This window comes from Acidobacteriota bacterium (assembly GCA_012729555.1).
Taxonomy (GTDB): domain Bacteria; phylum Acidobacteriota; class UBA6911; order UBA6911; family UBA6911; genus UBA6911.
The window spans coordinates 48971-66789 of sequence record JAAYCX010000010.1; the positions used below are offsets into that span (position 1 = coordinate 48971).

Here is a 17819-nt window from a genome sequence, read left to right on the forward strand (position 1 = left end):
GTGCTGCAGGCAACCTATCGGGTCAGGAGGAGCGCATGCGAAGGAACGGGTGGCGGGGGTGCAGGGGGGCGGTCTTCTGCCTGGCGCTGGTTCTGCTGGGGACTTCATCGGCCGGGAGCGCGGCGGCGAAGAACTTCCTCTGGGAGGTGACATCGGACAAGGCGACGGTCTACCTGTTCGGGTCGATCCATTACGCGAAGGCCGACATGTACCCGCTCGACGAGGCGATCGAGGACGCCTTCGCCCGTTCGCCCAACCTGGTGCTCGAGATCAACCCGCTCGAGATCGACCAGGCCGGGCTCGCGCGGCAGATCCTGGCCGAAGGGATGTACACGGGGAAGCGGACGATCAAGGACGATCTCAGCCCGGAGGTGTTCGCCATGCTCGAGGAATACGCGCGCCGCGCCGGTCTCCCCATCGAGGCGTTCCTCGGCATGAAACCCGCGGTCCTCACCCTCACCCTCTCGTCGCTCGAATTCACGCGGCAGGGGTACGACCCCCAGCAGGGGATCGACATCTACTTCGCCCGGAAGGCGGGGGACTCCAAGCCGATTCTCGAACTGGAAACGGTCAGGGAGCAGCTGGACATGCTGCTTGGCCTCCCCGACGCCAGCCTGCTGCTGATGTACACCATCCGGGACCTGGAGCGGGTGGGGGAACAGATCGACGAGATCGTGAAGCTCTGGAAGGCGGGGGACGCCGACGGGATGGACGAGGCGATGATCGGGGAGAGCCTCAGGGAGGAGCCCAGGGTCGCCCCGATCCTGGAAAAGATCCTTTTTGAACGCAACGTCACGATGACGGAGAAGATCAAGGAGCACCTGTCGGCCGGCAGAAGCTGCTTCGTCGTCGTGGGCGCCGCCCATTTCGTCGGCGACCGCGGCATCGTGCGCCTGCTCGAGAAGGAGGGCTACCGGGTCCGGCAGTTCTAGCCGGACTTCTTCAGCGCGGCCACGGCGCGATAAGCCCCCTTCGGCTGCTTCTTCCGGTCGAACAGGAGCGGGTAGTTGGTGCGGCCGGGGACCGGGAAGTTGTTCTTCCACGTCTCGTCGTCGCTTGTCCCCCAGGTGGTGACGCGGTCGATCCGGTCCCGGTACTTCAGGAAGAGGCGGAACAGCTCCTCGTAGCGCCGGGCCAGGCGCCGCTCCATCTCCGCGGGGAGGCCGTCGGGCCAGGGGTTGAGTTCGGCCGAGTACCCGACCCGGGTGGAGATCTCGGAGGTGGCGGACCCCTCCCTCCCCGGCAGGACGTCCACGTCCAGCTCGGTGATATGTACCTGCACGCCCGCCTCGGCGAAGAGGCGGATGCTGGCCTCGAGTTCCGCGATCGAGGGGGAGTCGAGCATCACGTGGGCCTGCATCCCCACGCCGTGGATCGGCACCCCGCGTTTCTTGAAGTCGCGGACGAACTCCGCCACGAACTTCGCCTTCCCGGGGTTGTGCATGTTGTAGTCGTTGTAGAGGAGGCGCGCCGCGGGGTCGACCTCGTGCGCCCAGTGAAACCCCCGCTCCAGGAACTCCGGGCCCAGGATCTCCAGCCAGGGGCTCCGGCGCCACCCCTTGTCCTCGTCGACCGCCTCGTTGACCACGTCCCAGGCGGCGACTTTCCCTTTGTAGCGCCCGACCAGGGTGCGGATGTGCTCTTCCATTTTCCGGAGCAGGTCGTCGCGCGAGATCCGTCCCCCGCCGGAGGGCGCCTGGAAAAGGTCGCGCGACGTCTGCGAATGCCACACGAGGGTGTGCCCGAGGATGTACATCCCGTGCCCGGACGCGAAGCGGACCAGCCGGTCGGGGAGCTCCCACTCCCAGCGCCCGGCCTCGGGGTGCACCTGCCCCCACTTCATGCAGTTTTCGGCCGTGACCGCGCTGAACTCGCGCGCGACGAGGTCCAGCATGCCGCGGTCCTGGGTCTCGAGGGTGCGGTTGCTGACGGCGGTCCCGATCAGAAAGTCCCCCCGGTAGAGGTCCCCGAGGCCGGTGGAGCCGAGCGCCTCGGCCAGTGCGCGTTTTTTCGAGAGGGCGGCCAGAGACAGGACGGCCATCGACTGCGTGCAGAAACGGCGGCGTGACATCGGCATGGCGGGTACCTCGCTCGAAAGGAATGTTCCCGGGCCGGCTCCCGGCCCCCGCGCCATCATAGCGCAAAGGGGGCGGGCCGGGCTTCAAGTATTTCGGGGGTTACTGGACCCTGTCCCCGGCCGGCTGGGCTTCGGCGCGTCTGGCGTAGGTCCCCAGCGCCAGGATGGGGAAGTAGTCCCGGTAGAGATGGTAATGGATGTAGAAGACCTGCGGGAAACCGGTCCCGGTGGTGACCGACTCGTCCCAGGAACCGTCGGGGCGCTGGCGCTCCTGGAGCCAGCGGATCCCCTTCTGGACCGCCGAGCAGTAGACTTCCCCGGCGGCGATCAGCCCCAGGACGGCCCAGGCGGTCTGCGTGGGGGTGCTCTCGGCGGGCTCGAAACGCCGGGTGTGGTAGCCGAGGCAGCTTTCGCCCCACCCCCCGTCCGGGTTCTGAACCTCCCGGAGCCAGCGCGCGGCGAGCGCGATGGCCGTTTTCGCGTGGGGGGCGCCCGTGGCGGCGAGGCCGCGGATGGCCAGGAAGGTGCCGTAGACGTAGTTGACCCCCCAGCGGCCGAACCAGCTCCCGTTGATTTCCTGGTGCCGGAGCAGGAAGTCGATCCCCCGGGCGACAGGGGAGTCGGTGTACTTGAAACCGCGGCGGCAGAGCGACTCCAGCGCGCGCCCCGTGATGTCGGGGCAGGTCGGGTCGAGCATGGCGTTGTGGTCGGCGAAGGGGATGCTGTTGAAGATCTCCCAGTTGTTGTCGACGTCGAAGGCGGCCCAGCCGCCGTCGCTGCTCTGCATCCCCAGCAGCCAGCGGACGGCGCGGCGCTCGGCGCGCGCCTGCCGCTGGGGGTCGCTCGCCCGGGCGTGCAGCAGCGCCAGCAGGACCATGGCCGTGTCGTCCATGTCGGGGTAGAACTCGTTGGCGAACTCGAAAACCCACCCGGACGGGGTCAGACCGGGGCGCTTGGCCGCCCAGTCCCCCTTGCGCCGGATTTCCCGGTCGAGCAGCCAGTCGGCGGCCGCCGTCATCCGGGCGGGGTCCGCTTCGCCGAGTTCCCCCAGGGCGAAGGCGGCGATGGCCGTGTCCCAGACCGGCGATTTACAGGGCTGGAAGATCAGGCTTTCCTCCCCCTCCAGCATCAGGCCGTCGAACTGCCCGATCGCCTGCACGAGATCGGGGTGGTCGCGCTCGTAGCCGAGCGAGTCCATGGCCATGATGGCGTACATCATCGCCGGGTAGATGGCCCCCAGGCCGTCGCTGAACTGCAAACGGTCGAGCATCCAGTGCTCCGCTTCCCGCAGCGCGCGCCCGCGGATCTTCTGGACGCTCTGGCGCTCCCAGCGCTTGAACAGGGTGTCGGCCTTGATGAAGATGTTGCCGATCCGGTCCCGGCGATGGAGCGCGAGCTTGCGGTGCGGGTGCATCAGTTCGTCGATCCGCATCCCCCCCGGCGTCGGCCGGGTCTTGCCGATGGCCTGGATGATGGACAGGGGGACGATGATGGTCCGGGTCCATGAGGACATCTCGTACAGGAGGTTGCCCGGGAGGATCAGGATCTCGGGAGGGATCGTGGGACAGTATTTCCGGGGGAAGAGGTCGAAGAAGCTGTAGTTGATCTTCGTGTAGCTGTTGCAGGCCTGGAGCCCCCCCAGCTTGAGGACGAGTTCCCGCGCCCGCTTCATGCGCGGGTCTTCGGGCGACATCCCCGTCATCTTGAGCATGCTGTAGGCGCGCACGGTGGCGTTGATCTCCGACGGCCCGGGTTCGTAGGTGTTCCAGCCGCCGTCCGGGCGCTGGGCGTCCAGGATGGCGCGCGCGGCCTTGCGGACCCTGGTCAGGGTGGGAGGGTTCCAGGAGCCGTCCGCATCGGCCGGGTGGAGCCACATCTGCAGCAGGATGTAATCCGACTGCAGGGTGGAGTCGGCCGTCAGGTCCCCCACCCAATACCCTTCCTCGTACTGTTTGGATGCGAGGGTCCGGGCCGCCCGGACGGCGGTCTCCCGGACCTCGTGGGCGGAGGCGCGCACGACGGTCCGGGCGGCGGGCGCCGTTTCTTCAATGACGACATCGGGATTGGATACGATAGCCAGAGGTTCGCGCATACTCGCACACCTTTCCGGGGGCACCTGGTTTTTCCCCTGTTTGTCAAAACCGTTATTTTACTACAGGTTTTGGAAAAGCAAGCGCTTAAACAGCCCTCCGCCGGGTCCCGCCCCCTGGATCGGCCCGCACCACCCTGCGTGCTATGTACATCAAATGGTCATAAAATGTACAGGTTAGGACCAGGGATCGATGCGGTATTATTCCAAAACCACTGATTCCAGTCATTTAAATTTTCCCGGATCTGGAACGCAAAATGCATTGAAGGGGAGCAGGGAGGTGCACCATGGGTTCTTCGGTTACGGAGTTTGTCCATGCCGCGCTCGGGCGCGGCATCGCGCGCGCCGATATCGTCCGGGCGCTCGAGCAGGGGGGGTGGTCCGCGAAGGAGATTGAGAGCGCGCTCGACGGCTTCGTGGAAAGCGATCTGCCGCTGCCGGTACCGCGCAAGCGGGTTTCGGGTTCCGCCCGGGAGGCTTTTCTTTTTCTGATGCTCTTCGCCTCCCTGTACACGGCCGCTTTCGCCCTGGCCTCCGTCCTGTTCGACCTGATCCATCTCGCGCTGCCGCAGCCGGGCGACCTCACCTACGGGACCATCGTCTCGCTCCGGTACGGGATCGCCTCGACCATCGTCTCCTTCCCCCTTTTCCTGTTCATGAGCCGCGTCGTGGCCCGCGAAGGGGTGCGCAATCCCGGGCAGCGCATATCCCCGGTCCGCCGCTGGCTCACCTACCTGACCCTGTTCATCGCCTCGATCGCCGTCATCGCCGACCTCATCACCCTGGTGGTGCGGCTGCTGGAGGGGGAGGTCACGCCCCGGTTCGGCCTCAAGGTCCTGGTGGTCGCGATGATGGCGGGTGCCGCATTCGTCTACTTCATCCGGAACCTCGGCGGGGACCAGGCCGCCCCCCCGTCGGAACTGAGGCTCTCGCCGGGCGCCCGGGCGGGCTTCGGGGCCATGATCCTGGTGGTCCTGGCGGCCCTCGGCCTCGGGTTCTGGTATGCGGGGAGTCCCATGGAGGCGCGGTTGCTGGCCCAGGACGCCCGGCGCGCGGAGGACCTCGGCCGGATCAGCGAAAGGGTCGAAAGGTACTACCGCAACGAAGGAGTTCTCCCCCCCTCGCTCCATGACCTCGATGGGAATCCGGGGACCTATGTCGACCAGAAGACGGACCGCGTGACGGCGGAGCCCTACCACTACCGGGTGGTGGATCCGACCCATTTCGAGGTGGGGGCGGTCTTCGCCCTGCCGAGCGGGCCCGCGGACGGGAAAGTGGCGGCACGCCGCGCGCGGCCCGGGGAGGCGGGCTTCTGGCGACACGGGGCGGGGCGCGTCCTGTTCACCATCGACGCGGCGCGCAACGACCCGGTCCCGCGCTGACGCGTCCCGCCCGCGATCGGGCTTTGGCGGAAGCGGGCTTTGGGGTTAACATGGTGCAGGTATTCCTTTCGTTGCGGTCGGCCCCATTATCGAGGGAGGTCCATGACAGCCCAACCCGTCACCCTGGTGGTACTGAGCACCGATCTCGAAAACTTCAACGACATCCGCGCGGCCATGGCCTCCGACCCGCGGGCGCGGATCCTCTCCGGGGGCAACGACGTCGAACAGGTGTTTGAAGAGGTGTCGCGGCACAAGCCCTCGGCCGCCATCATCAACCTGGGCCGGAACGCCGAACAGGCCATCGGGCTGATCCGGCGCCTGACGGCCGAGTGCCCGGGCACGGCCGTCATCTCCGCGGCCCGGGAGACCTCGGCGGACCTGATCCTCCAGAGCCTGCGCTCGGGGGCGAAGGAATTCCTCAGGCTGCCCGTGGACCCGGACGAGCTCAGGACGGTGATCGACCGGATCTGCGACTACCGTCAGGGGCGGGAGGAAACGAAGCAGCGGGGGCGCATGACGGCGGTGTTTTCGAGCAAGGGGGGGTGCGGCGCCTCCTTCATAGCCGCCAACCTCGCCGCTTCCGCCCCCGCGCGCACGGTGCTGGTCGACCTCAACCTGGAGGCGGGGGATCTGCCGCTCTTTCTCGGGCTGAACCCCAAGCATTCGATCGCCGATCTGGTGGAGCGGCACGGCCGCATCGACGAGCGCGTCGTGGCCGCCTTCGTCACCCCCCATTCGGACGGCCTGCATCTGCTGGCCGCGCCCAGGGAGGTGGACCCCGTAGAGAAGATCCGGCCGGAGCATGTCCTGGAGGCGCTCGAGCGGCTGACGGAGTCCTACGACCACGTGGTCCTCGACCCGCAGCACACCTTCGACCCCATAACCCTCACGGCGCTGGACCAGGCCGACGAAATCGTGCTCGTGCTGTCGCTCGACCTGGCCGCCATCCGCAGCGCCAGGCGGTCGCTGCAGATTTTCGACCGGGTGGGCTACCCGCGCTCGAAGGTCCGGGTCGTCGTCAACCGGTGGAGCAAAAGGGTCGATCTCGGGCTGGCCCAGGTGGAGGAGTTTCTCGAAGAACCGGTTTTCGGGTCGATCCTGAGCGACTACGAGGTGGTGGTCGGGTCCATCAACATGGGGACCCCGCTCGTGCTGTCCAACCCCAGGTCGAAGATCGCCCGGGAAATTCACCGGATCTCCCGGGCGCTCTGGACCGAAACCGCCCCGGGGGGGGGAGACAAACCGAAGCGGTCCTGGAACTTCTTCCTGAAGCGTTAGCCTTGGCCTCCGCCCTTTTTGTTCGCTGGCAAAAGACGCGCATTCCGACTATATTGATGTAGAATCCATCCGTCCCGAGTCCGGTCGCAGGCCGGGGCGGAGGGTCTCATTACGGGAAGGAGCGAACCGTCACCCTTTAATACACTGTTCTGAGTCGCACTCAGCGCGAGGAAAATCCAATGGCTAAGATACTGAGAATCAACCTGTCGACGCACGCCTCGGCCACCGAAGAGGTGCCCGAAGCCTACCGCAACCTGGGCGGCCGGGGGCTCTCCGCCTGCATCCTGCAGCACGAGGTTCCCGCAACCTGCGATCCCCTGGGCCCCGAAAACAAGCTGATCTGGGCCCCGGGAATTCTGGCGGGTACCCCCTTCCCGTGCAGCGGCAGGCTCTCCGTCGGCGCCAAGAGCCCGATGACGGGGGGCGTCAAGGAGGCGAACACCGGCGGTTCCATGGCCCAGAAGCTGGCCCGGCTGGGGCTGAAGGCCGTCATCTTCGAGGGGCAGGCCCGGGAGCCCGTCTCGGTCAAGATCACGGCCGACGGCGTGAGCTTCTCCTCCGGCGCGGCCTACATGGGTCTGGGCTGCTACGCCATCGTCGAAAAACTCAAGAGCGAATACGGGGACAAGGTCTCGGTCGCCTGCACCGGACCGGCGGGGGACCAGCAGCTGCTGGCCGCCTCCATCCAGTTCACGACCCCCGATTTCCACATCCGGATAGCGGCCCGCGGCGGGCTGGGCGCCGTCATGGGTTCGAAGAAGCTGAAGACCGTGGTCGTGGACGACACGGGATCGAACCAGGTCGAGATCAAGGACAAGGCCGGGCTGAAGGCGAACGTGGGGGCCCTCTCCAGGGAGATCCTGGCGAATCCCTTCGTGCAACTGCAGCGGCGCTTCGGGACCCCGGTGATCTTCATGAACACCCAGACCGCGGGCGCCCTCCCCACCAGGAACTTCTCCCAGGGGCAGTGGGAGAAGGCGGAAAACCTGTCGGCCGAGCGGATGGAGGAGATCGTCCAGGGCAGGCCGAACGGGACGATGACGCACCACTGCATGAACGGCTGCATCGTCAGCTGCTCCAACGTCTACACCGACGAGAAAGGGGAGCTGATCTCCTCCGGGATCGAGTATGAATCGATCGCCCTGCTCGGCCCGAACTGCCTGATCGACGATTTCGACACCGTCGCCCGCCTCAACCGGGCCTGTAACGACGTCGGGATCGACACCATGGACGCTGGCAGCGCCCTGGCGGTGGCGATGGAAGGGGGGCTGCTCCCCTGGGGTGACGGTGCGGCGGCGATCCGGCTGATCGAGGGGATCGCCCGGGGCGAGGAAAACAGCAGGATCATAGGGTGCGGGGTCAAGGTGACGGGCGAAATGCTCGGGGTGCGGAGAGTGCCTCACGTCAAGGGGCAGGGGCTGTCGGCCTACGACCCCAGGATCCTGAAAGGGACCGGGGTGACCTTCGCCACCTCCCCCCAGGGGGCCGACCATACCGCGGGGATCGTTCTCCCCGGTCCCTGGGACCCGGAGTACAGCCCGGTCCAGCCCACCGAGCAGGCGCGCCGCTCCCGTTTCATGCAGGAATGGATGGCCGCCATCGACACCCTCGGCATCTGCATGATGATCGGGATGACGATGAGGGAGACCCCGGGACTCGATAAAAAACTCGCCGCCAGTGTCTCCGCCCTCCTCGGGGAGGAACTCGGCGACGGGTACGTCCTCGAACTCGGCCGATCGGTGCTCGATATCGAGCGCCGGTTCAACAAGGCCGCCGGGTTCACCGAAAAGGACGACCGGCTGCCGGAGTTTTTCCTGGAGGAGCCGTTCGGCCCCGGCGCCCAGGTCTTCGACGTCTCGGAGGCCGAGATCGACACCGTGCATCCGCAATAGGGGTACGGGCGGGGCAGGGGGAAAACCGGAATGCCCGGGGCGGCGGGAATGTGCGCCCCGGGCATTTTTTTGTGTCCCGCGTGCCGGGAACGATTTTGCATTCCCCGGCACCGCTGGCCTATAATTGGGGGCATAGGAGGGAACAGCGTGAAAAACAGGTATACGAGAAGGGAAGCTCTGGAACTGGGATTGGGGGCCGTGGCCCTGGGTGTGTCCGGCACGGCGGTGGCCGCCGTCCAGCCCCCGGCGAGGAAGGCGCCGGCGGCCGGAAAGGCGGCGCCCGGGCTCGGCGAGTTCAACCGGTACGGGGAGGAGCTGGAAACGGCGCTCCTGCTCCGCACGTCCCCCATCGCCGTCAAGATGCTGGAAAAAGAGGCCGACATCCCCCAGGGAGCGTTCCGCCCCAGCCGGGACGGGAAGATTCACCTCGCCCAGTGCCAGGCCTTCGGGATGTCGCGGCGGGAGGGGAAGACGGTGGCCATGCTCAAGGAAGACCACTGGTGCCCGACGGCCCTCATGGCCTACGGGATGGTGCCGCAACCCAAGTCCCAGGGGGCCTGGATGGAATCGTACCGGAGCTTCGAGACCGGCCGGTATGTCGGCGTGCTCACCGCGCCCCTCAGGAGCGCGTCCTTCGTCCCCGACGTGGTGATGGTCTATCTCAATCCCGCACAGCTGCGGGGGCTGCTCCTGCCGATGATGATGGCGGGTTCGGCGGAGGTCGATACCCACCTGTTTCTCCCCTCCTGCGGGCACGCGGTCGTCGATCCCATGGTGACGGGCAAATACTGCGTGGTGCTCCCCGACCCGGGAGAGTACCAGCGGGCCCTGACGGCCGAGGAGGAGGTCATCTTCGCCGCGCCGAGGGAGAAGGTGGCGCCGCTCATGGCCAGCCTGAAGCCGGGCGGCCGGCTCTACTCCCACCGGGACCAGTACATGTCGATGCAGCCCGACTTCGAGCAGCCGCAGTTCTACAAGGACATGTTCAAGAGCTGGGGGCTCGGCCAGGAATAAGCCGCTTTCCCCGATCCGGGCGGACAACGCCCCGGTCCGCCCGGATCGTTCCCCGGTTACGCTCCCGCGAGCAGGCGCAGGCGCCGGATCCGCTCCTCCACGGGGGGGTGGGTGGAAAAGAGCTTCTGCAGCCCCCCGAAGAAGGGGTTCATGATGAACATGTGGGAGTGCGCGGGGTTGCCGTGCGTCAGGGGGCGGACCTGGACCCCCTGATGGAGCTTGGCGAGCGCCGATGCCAGCGCCCGCGGCTTGCCGCTGATCTCCGCCCCCCCTTCGTCCGCGGCATATTCCCTCACCCGTGATACCGCCATGCGGATCAGCATGGCGCCCAGGGGCGCGCCGACCACTACCAGGAGCGACCCCAGGGGGTTGTTCCTCCGGTCCGAACTCCCTACCCCGAAGCGCGCGAACTGCCCGAGCATGGCGATGGCGCCCGCGAAGGTGGCGGCGATGGTCCCGGTGAGGATGTCCCGGTGCTTCACGTGCGCCAGCTCGTGCGCCATGACGGCGGCCAGCTCGTCGTCGTCCAGGATCCCCAGGATCCCCTCGGTGGCCGCGACCGCCGCGTGGGCGGGGTTGCGGCCGGTCGCAAAGGCGTTGGGGTTGGCCTCGGGAATGACGTAGACCTGCGGCATGGGCAGCCCGGCCTTTTGCGACAGGTCCGCGACGATGCGGTGGAGGCGGCTCTCCGGCCCGACCCGGCCGGCCGAGTAGCGCTTCAGGATCAGCTTGTCGCTGAACCAGTAGGAGAAGAAATTCATCCCCGCGGCGACGACGAGGGCCAGCAGGGCCCCGCTTCTTCCCCCCAGCGCCCCCCCGATGACGACAAAAAGGACCGTCAGCAGAAACATAAGGAAAAACGTACGCGTGGTGTTCATATACGCCCCCCCCGGTTTTGGATGGAACGGTACCGCAATCGAGGCTTTCGTGCTGACGACCATTATACGACTATTTCCGGATTTCCACCCAGTATCCGCCCTCGCGGAGGATGCGGTAGCGGGCGGACGGGATCCCGGTGGCGGCCATGGTTTCGCCAAGGTTCTCGACGTCGGGGATGTCGAGCCACTCCCTCCGGTCGGCCAGCACCCAGGGCGCCTGGATGCCGAGGAAATATTCGTGGGTCAGGTAGCGCGAGCCGCCGATTCCGACGAACGCCACCCCGCCCGGTTTGAGCACCCGGTCGATTTCCCGGAGAACCCGGGCCCGGTCGCGCCAGAAGGGGATCGACCCCCTGCTGATGACGAGGTCCGCGTAGGCGTCCGGAAGGGGGAGGGCGTGCGCGTCCGCGGCGACGAAACGGAAGCGATCGCCGACCCCGGCCGCGATCGCGTTCTCCGAGGCCACCGCGAGCCTGGCCGGGTCGATGTCCAGCCCCGTGCACTGGAGATCGGTGAGCTGCGCCAGGTGAATCAGGGTCTGGGCCCCGCCGCATCCGACGTCGAGTGCGGTCCCCCGGGTGATGCCGTAGTCGTCGACGATCTGCCGCGCCAGGAGCTGGTAGATATAATGAAACTTGTGACGGGGGGAATTCCGGTAGAAATCGAGATCGGAGTCCGTGGGCTCCTTCACCGGCTCGAGGCTGAGGGCGTGGCTCGCGAAAAGTGCGCGTGCCCGCTCGCCCTCGAGGAAGGCGGCCAGTTTCCGGGCGGAGGCGGAACCGCCGTCATCGCCGGGGAAGGCGACCGCCAGGGGCCGGCGGGGGGCGCGCAGCCGGATCTCGCCGATCTTCCCGGGGCGGAGCGTTTTCGCCGTGTCCCACACGATCGCGGCATCCGCATCCCCCCGCACGAGGGCGTCCGCCAGTGCGACGGTGCCGTCCAGCCTCATCACGATGTTTCCTCGCAGCCGGCCGTCGGGGTCCTCCTTCGCGAGCAGTTCCCGGGTCGCCGCGCCCAGTTCGCCCGCCCCGGAACCTGCAATGGCGATCCTCGTGCCGGGGCGGGCGAGGTCGCCGAGGGCGAAGACCAGCTTCGGGTTACCCGCGGGGACCGCCAGGACCAGGTCGCGGTACAGGAGGGCGCGCACGGCGTCGCCGCCGGACGCAAGGACCAGCCCTCCCGGCGCGCGGGAGGGGCCTGGCGCCGATTCGGCGCGGAGGACCGTTTCGACCCGGAGCCCGGACTCCCGGGAAAACAGCTCCACGACCTCGCCGATGACGGGCCCGAGGTCCTCGGGCGCCTCCAGGCGGAGGGGGTCCGGCCCCGGGCCTCCTTGGGCGAGGGCGGCATACAGTAACAGGGCGGTCACGACGGTCAGGCGCCTCTTCATCTTGTTCCCTTTCGGCTATGGCCGGCTGCAGCGGCGAAAGAGGAAAATGTACCTCAAAGGGATCCCAAAACCCAAATAATCGCGGAATATGCCCGGGTGCGAGCGTCCCCGCCGGAGGCCGCCCCGATTTTACTTGCGCGGGGCGCTCCTTTGGGGGAACCTGCCGGGGGCTTGGTTTTCGATGAAAGGAGGACGCGTGCGCGTTTCGGAAAAATACCGCAGGCTGTCCAGGGAGGAGCTGCTGGGGAAAGCGTACGCGCTCGGGGTCGCGTTCGAGGCGCGGTCGGGGAGCTGCTCGCAGTGCACGGTGGCCGCGCTTCACGAAATCCTCGACTTCGAAGAGGCCGTGGTGAGGGTCGCCTCCTCTTCCTGCGGCGGACATGCCAGCTTTTCCGCGGGCACCTGCGGCGCCGTGGTCGGCGGGACGATGGTGCTCGACCGGTACTTCGGCCGGCCCGCGGGGCTTCTTTCCGCGGAGCGGGAGATCCCGGGGGGGCACGAGGCGCTCGAGAGCGCCATCGAAAAGGCGTCGAGGCTCTGCGAGCGGTTTGTCCGCCGTTACGGGTCGCTCCTCTGCCCCGGGATCCAGGAGACTCTCTACGGGAGATCCTACAACCTGAAGGACCCGGCCGAATGGGAGGCGTTCATGCAGGCGGGGGCCCACAGCGACCCGGCCAAGTGCATGAGCGTCGTCGGCAACGGCGCCCGCTGGACGCTGGAAATCCTCCTGGACGAGGGGGCCGTGGCCGTGTGAAACCGGCCCCCGGCCCGCGCCTCCCCTATTGCAGCTCCTGCCAGAGGAAGGTGTAGGCCAGCGCGTTCATATGCGCCGCCTGGGCGTTGTCGGCCGCGCCGCCGTGCCCCCCCTCGATATTCTCGTAATAGCGGACGTCGAACCCCATATCCCTCATCTTTGCCATCATCTTGCGCGCGTGCCCGGGGTGCACCCGATCGTCCTTCGTGGAGGTGGTGAAGAGCACCGGGGGGTATTTCCCGTCCGGCTTCACGTTGTGGTAGGGGGAAAACATTCTGATGAAGTCCCACTCCCCGGGCTTGTCGGGGTCGCCGTATTCGGCCATCCAGGAGGCCCCCGCCAGCAGCTTCGAATAGCGCTTCATGTCGAGCAGCGGGACCTGGCAGACGATGGCGCCGAAGAGGCGGGGGTAGAGGGTGATCATGTTCCCCATCAGCAGGCCGCCGTTGCTCCCCCCCATGGCGCCGAGCCGGTCGGGGGAGGTCAGCTTGCGCGCGAAAAGGTCCTCGGCCACCGCGGCGAAGTCCTCGTAAGCCCTGAGGCGCTTCTCCTTGAGCGCGGCCTGGTGCCACCGGGGGCCGTATTCGCCCCCGCCGCGGATATTGGCCACGACGTAGACCCCACCGCGCTGGAGCCACGCCAGCCCGACCCTCGGGTTGTAGTCCGGGGTCATGGAGATCTCGAACCCGCCGTAGCCATAGAGGAGGGTGGGGCGCCGGCCGTCGAGCGCGATCCCCTTGCGGGCCACCTGGAAGTAGGGGATCCGGGTGCCGTCCCGGCTGACGGCGAAATGCTGGCTGACCTCCAGCCCCGAGGCGTCGAAGAAGGCGGGGAGCTCCTTCAGCTTTTCCGGCGCGCGGCCGATCGTTCCGTACAGGAGGGTCGTGGGGGTGAGATACCCGCTGGTCGTCATGAGAAAGTCGTCGCTCTCGTCCGGGTCGACCCCTCCGGCCGACACCGTGGCGAAGCCGGGCGCCCCCGCCAGGGGGCGGCTCGTCCACTCCCCCCGCGACGGGGTGAGGACCGTGAGGCGGTTCTTGACGTCCTCGAGGACGTTCAGGATGAGGTGGTTGCGCGTCCAGGAGGCGCCCGCGAGCGAGGTGCGGTCCGTCGGCTCGAACAGCGGGGTCAGCGCGCGCTTCCCCTTCATGTAGTCGTCGAACCGGGAAACCAGGAGCGACCCGGCCGGATAGGTCTTCGACCCCACGGTCCAGGGAGTGCGCAGTTCGATGAGGAGCCACTCGCGGTGGAAACCGGCGTTCGAGTCCAGGGGCACATCCACCCTGCGCGGTTTTCCCCTTTCGAGGAGGTAGACCTCGGTCTCGTAGAATCCGGGCGAACGGTAGGCGAAGTGCCGCCCAAACCCGGGAGTATCGTCGAAGAACGCGCCCGCGGCGACGTCGGTCTCCTTCCCCTCGAATACCGTGGAGGCGCTCGCGAGCGGGGTGCCGCGCCGCCAGCGCTTGCCGATCCGGGGGTAGCCCGAGGTCGTCATCGAGCCCGGGCCGAAATCGGTGTTGACGTAGATGTGGTCCCGATCGATCCATGAGACCTCGCTCTTGGCTTCCGGCAGTTCGAACCCCCCCTTGACGAAGGAGCGGTCCTCGATGTCGAACTCCCGCACCACGACCGCGTCCGACCCTCCGGGCGACAGGCTCACCAGGGCGCGGCGCCACCCCCCCGCGCGGAGAATCTGGGCGCCGCCCCAGACCCAGTTGCGCCCCTCCGCCTTGCCCAGGGCGTCCAGGTCGAGCACCACCTCCCATTGCGGGTCCGGTTTCCGGTATTCGTCGAGGGTGGTGCGCCTCCAGAGTCCGCGCGGGTTCTTCTCGTCGCGCCAGAAATTATAGAACCAGCGGCCCGCCTTGGAGATCGAGGGGATGCGGTCCTTCGAGTCGAGGATCTCGAGGATGCCGCGCTCGAGTCCGGCGAACGCGGGCGCCCCGGCGAGCTCCTTCTCGCTCTCGGCGTTGCGGGCCCGGACCCATGCGAGCGCCTTCTCCCCCGTGATCTCCTCGAGCCAGAGATAGGGGTCTTCGGTCCCGGACGGTTCCTCCGTACGGGCGGCGAAAACCCAGGTCAGGATCAGGCTCAGCATGGCGATGACGACGAGCGGTTTCATGGGGCCTCCGTAGGTATCGGGTTTCAGGCTTTGGCGTTGCGGGACTGGGGCCGGCGCGCCTCGACGACGGCGTCCATCTGGTCCCCCTCGCACAGGAGGCGGATACCGGCGAACCCCGCACTCTCGAGGCCGGCCTCGATCTCCCCGAAGGTGTAGGTGCCCCCCCCGGAGGTCCCCACCAGCATGTTGATCGCGAAAATCGCGCCGTCCCGGGGCCGCGTCCGGTCGGGGCTCATGACGTGGTCCCGGATCAGAATGCGCCCCCCCGGTTTGAGCGCGCGGAACACCCTCCGGTAGAGGTTCAGGTTTTCCTCGGGGCTGTTGGAGTGGATGATGGCGGAGATCAGGGCCAGGTCATGCCCCCCCGGGAAATCGTCGTGGTGAAAGTTCCCGGCGACCAGCGTGGTGCGCTCGAGCACCCCCTCCTCCGAAAGGCGTTCCCGGGCCATTTCGATCACGGCGGGGAGGTCGAACAGGGTCGACCGCATTTCCGGGACGGCGCGCAGGAAGGCGATCGTGTAGGTGCCCGAGCCGCCCCCCACATCCAGCAGCGTCCGGGCCGTCCCGGCATCGACCGCGGCCACGATGCGCGCGGCCAGGGGGGTGCCGATCGAGTGCATGGCGCCGATGAAGGCCCGCAGTTCCGCGGTGTTGCGCGCCATGTCGAGCTTTTCCTTGGCCGGGGGGTGCCCCTTGACGATGGCCGTGAGGCGCGACCAGCGGGGCCAGAGGCCCGCCATATGGTGCACCATCGGGAGCACGGTTTCGGGGGAATCCTCCCCCAGCCAGCGCGCGACGCCGGGGGGGCAAAAATAGCCCGCCTCCGTTTTCGCGACGAGGCCCATGGCGGCCAGCGCGTCGACCAGCGCGGTCAGGGCCCGGAGGTCCGTGCCCGTCCTCTGCGCGATGTCCCGGGCCTCCATCGGGGCCTCCCGGAGGAGGGTGAACAGGTTCAGTTCGGCGGCCGAGAGCAGGATCCGGCTTTCCATGAACCCGCGCGCGAGCTGCAGCAGCTTTCCAGGACTGTACTCTTCGGTCATGAGCGCCTCCTGTTCCGATCGGGCCGTCCCGCGGCGGGCTTCCGCCGGATATAATCCAAGATTATCATACTTCAATGGCCGCCCGGGGCGGGCGAAAAATCGGGCGATTCTTGATGCGGCGGGGCCCCGTTTTTCTGTATACTGCCTTCGTTTCTTTTGACCCCAATCAAAAATGCTAAGGAGGGACCGTGGAACCTGAATCCGTCCGTGAACCCCTGGGCGCGGAAGGGGGGGCGCCCCCCCCGGCCCGGAATTTCTTCAGCCGTCTCGGCGGGGTGTACACCGCACCCGGGGAGGCCTTTGCCGAGATCGGGAGGGCCCCCCGGCTGCTCGTGCCCATCATCGTGGCGGTGATCCTGGGCCTGGGCAGCACCTGGTATATCACCCGGAAGGTCGACCTGCAGGCGGCCATGGAGGCGCAGCTCGAAGACGCGGTGGCGCAGGGGAGGATCACCGCGGAGCAGATGGAGCAGCAGCTGGCGCTGATGTCGAACGTGGTGGGCAAGGGCACCATCGTGATGGGGGGGGTGTCGACCATCCTCCTCTGCCTCGTCATCGCCGGGTTCACGAAGCTGTTCAGCCTCTTCGTCGGCGCCGAGAACCGGTTCAGGCCGCTGCTGGCCGTCTCCCTGTACGCCACGATCGCGGTCTCGATCGTGACGACGATCCTGATGGCGGTGGTCCTGCAGTTCAAGCAGCCGGGCGAAGTGGCCGCGACCGACCTCCGGTCGGTGATCACCTCCAACCTCGGTTCCCTGCTCGAGGGGGTCCTCGAGCCGGGCGTCCTGCCGGAGTTCGTCATGGGCCTGGCCCGGGGCGTCGACATCTTCAACATCTGGATGATCGCGCTGCTGGCCATCGGCGCCGCGGCGGTCTCGCGCAAGCTCAAGACCTCCACGGCCGCCCTCTGGCTCGGCGGCGCCTACGCCGTCATCATCGCGGTCACGGCCGCCATCGGCTCGCTGCGGTGACTAATTTTTCGCGAGGCTCCGGTAGACCAGCTCCAGCCACTGGGCCGTGTTCAAAAAGCCGCGGGTCCAGGGCTCGAAACGGAGAGGCAGCCCGGCGTTTTTGACCTGGTCCAGGGTGGCCCCTTTCTGGATCCGCTGACCCACGATCTCGGCCGACTCCGCCAGCATGTTGCGGAAGGCGACCAGGTCCGCGACCGTGGCCAGGGGTCCGTGCCCGGGGATGATGCGTGCGTCGGCCGGCAGCTTGGACACGATGTCGTCCAGGTGGCGCACCCAGCTTTCGATGTCGCCGCCGTTGTCGATGTCGAGGAAGGGGAAGAGGCCGTTGAAGAACAGGTCCCCCATGTGCACCGCCTTGTAGCGGTCGACGAAGACGACCGTGTCCCCGTTCGTGTGCGCTCCCGCGTAATGCACGAGGCGGACCGGGATGTCCCCGGCGTACAGCGTCAGCCGCTCCGAAAAGGTGACCGACGGGAGGGCCCCGGCCGGCGCCGCGGCGATCGTCTGTCCCATCAGGTTCTGGGGCCGGCCGAGGAGCGGCCGGACCCGGTCGTGGGCGACGATGACGGCTTCGGGGCCCAGCGCCCGGTTGCCGTCGGTGTGGTCGTTGTGCCAGTGGGTGTTGACGAGAAAGCGGATCTTCCCTCCGCCCGGGAGCACGTCGAGGGCGGCGCGCACCCCGTCGGCCGACGCCGCCATCCCGGCGTCGATCACGACGGCGCCGTCGGGGTGGGCGATCACGCCGATGTTGCCCGCCCCCTGCCCCTCGATCATGTGCACCGGGCCGGCGACCGGGACCGCGGCGGCCGCCTCCTGGGCCCGGAGCGGGACGGGGGCGCAGAAGAGGGCGCAAAGACAAACGAAGAATGTTCTGGACATCGGTTCCTCCCTGGCGGCGGCGCACCGGGACCGGCGGCAGCCATGATGTTATA

The 17819-nt window shown here is 67.6% G+C and carries 14 protein-coding genes; 7 read left to right on the plus strand and 7 right to left on the minus strand.

Annotation, left to right across the window (positions count from 1 at the left end; translation table 11 throughout):
• Positions 1-35: 35 nt before the first annotated feature.
• Positions 36-932: a TraB/GumN family protein gene (locus GXY47_01480; protein ID NLV29799.1), complete on the plus strand. Its 897-nt coding sequence runs from the start codon at positions 36-38 to the stop codon at positions 930-932.
• Here GXY47_01480 and GXY47_01485 read toward each other — a convergent pair.
• Together GXY47_01485 and shc are read right to left on the minus strand one after the other, a co-directional pair.
• On the minus strand, positions 929-2077 hold the full coding sequence (locus tag GXY47_01485; GenBank protein NLV29800.1) for an endo-1,4-beta-xylanase: 1149 nt from the start codon (positions 2075-2077) through the stop codon (positions 929-931). The genes GXY47_01480 and GXY47_01485 overlap by 4 nt on opposite strands.
• Before the next feature lie 100 nt (positions 2078-2177).
• Positions 2178-4169, minus strand: a complete 1992-nt coding sequence (gene shc, locus GXY47_01490; protein NLV29801.1) for a squalene--hopene cyclase — start codon at positions 4167-4169, stop codon at positions 2178-2180.
• A 284-nt stretch (positions 4170-4453) separates the two neighbouring features.
• Here shc and GXY47_01495 point away from each other — a divergent pair, with 284 nt between their 5' ends.
• From GXY47_01495 to GXY47_01510, 4 genes are all read left to right on the plus strand, one after another.
• Positions 4454-5548 (plus strand): hypothetical protein, encoded by a 1095-nt coding sequence (locus GXY47_01495; GenBank protein ID NLV29802.1) that lies wholly within the window; start codon positions 4454-4456, stop codon positions 5546-5548.
• Positions 5549-5650: 102 nt separating this feature from the next.
• Entirely contained in the window at positions 5651-6826 is a 1176-nt protein-coding gene (locus tag GXY47_01500) for a MinD/ParA family protein (protein ID NLV29803.1), read from the plus strand.
• A 179-nt stretch (positions 6827-7005) separates the two neighbouring features.
• Complete coding sequence (locus GXY47_01505; protein NLV29804.1) at positions 7006-8718, plus strand: aldehyde ferredoxin oxidoreductase; 1713 nt, start codon at positions 7006-7008, stop codon at positions 8716-8718.
• A 147-nt stretch (positions 8719-8865) separates the two neighbouring features.
• Positions 8866-9732 (plus strand): DUF169 domain-containing protein, encoded by an 867-nt coding sequence (locus GXY47_01510; protein ID NLV29805.1) that lies wholly within the window; start codon positions 8866-8868, stop codon positions 9730-9732.
• A gap of 56 nt (positions 9733-9788) precedes the next feature.
• Here the strand turns inward: GXY47_01510 and htpX are convergent, their stop codons facing one another.
• Complete coding sequence (htpX, locus tag GXY47_01515; protein ID NLV29806.1) at positions 9789-10610, minus strand: zinc metalloprotease HtpX; 822 nt, start codon at positions 10608-10610, stop codon at positions 9789-9791.
• Between the two features lie 70 nt (positions 10611-10680).
• A complete protein-coding gene (locus tag GXY47_01520) occupies positions 10681-12000 on the minus strand; it encodes a methyltransferase domain-containing protein (protein ID NLV29807.1) in 1320 nt (439 codons plus the stop codon).
• A gap of 196 nt (positions 12001-12196) precedes the next feature.
• Here GXY47_01520 and GXY47_01525 point away from each other — a divergent pair, with 196 nt between their 5' ends.
• Positions 12197-12754 (plus strand): C_GCAxxG_C_C family protein, encoded by a 558-nt coding sequence (locus tag GXY47_01525; protein NLV29808.1) that lies wholly within the window; start codon positions 12197-12199, stop codon positions 12752-12754.
• Between the two features lie 25 nt (positions 12755-12779).
• Here GXY47_01525 and GXY47_01530 read toward each other — a convergent pair whose 3' ends face one another.
• Positions 12780-14876, minus strand: a complete 2097-nt coding sequence (locus GXY47_01530) for a S9 family peptidase (GenBank protein ID NLV29809.1) — start codon at positions 14874-14876, stop codon at positions 12780-12782.
• 23 nt (positions 14877-14899) lie between these two features.
• Positions 14900-15916 carry a methyltransferase domain-containing protein gene (locus tag GXY47_01535; protein NLV29810.1) on the minus strand — a complete coding sequence of 339 codons (1017 nt, stop codon included), beginning with the start codon at positions 15914-15916 and terminating at the stop codon, positions 14900-14902.
• Positions 15917-16104: 188 nt separating this feature from the next.
• Between GXY47_01535 and GXY47_01540 the strand changes: the two genes are divergently transcribed.
• The gene (locus GXY47_01540; protein ID NLV29811.1) at positions 16105-16887 is read left to right on the plus strand and encodes a hypothetical protein; all 783 of its coding nucleotides are present in this window, start codon (positions 16105-16107) and stop codon (positions 16885-16887) included.
• Here GXY47_01540 and GXY47_01545 read toward each other — a convergent pair whose 3' ends face one another.
• Positions 16888-17766: an MBL fold metallo-hydrolase gene (locus tag GXY47_01545; GenBank protein ID NLV29812.1), complete on the minus strand. Its 879-nt coding sequence runs from the start codon at positions 17764-17766 to the stop codon at positions 16888-16890.
• Positions 17767-17819: the final 53 nt, after the last annotated feature.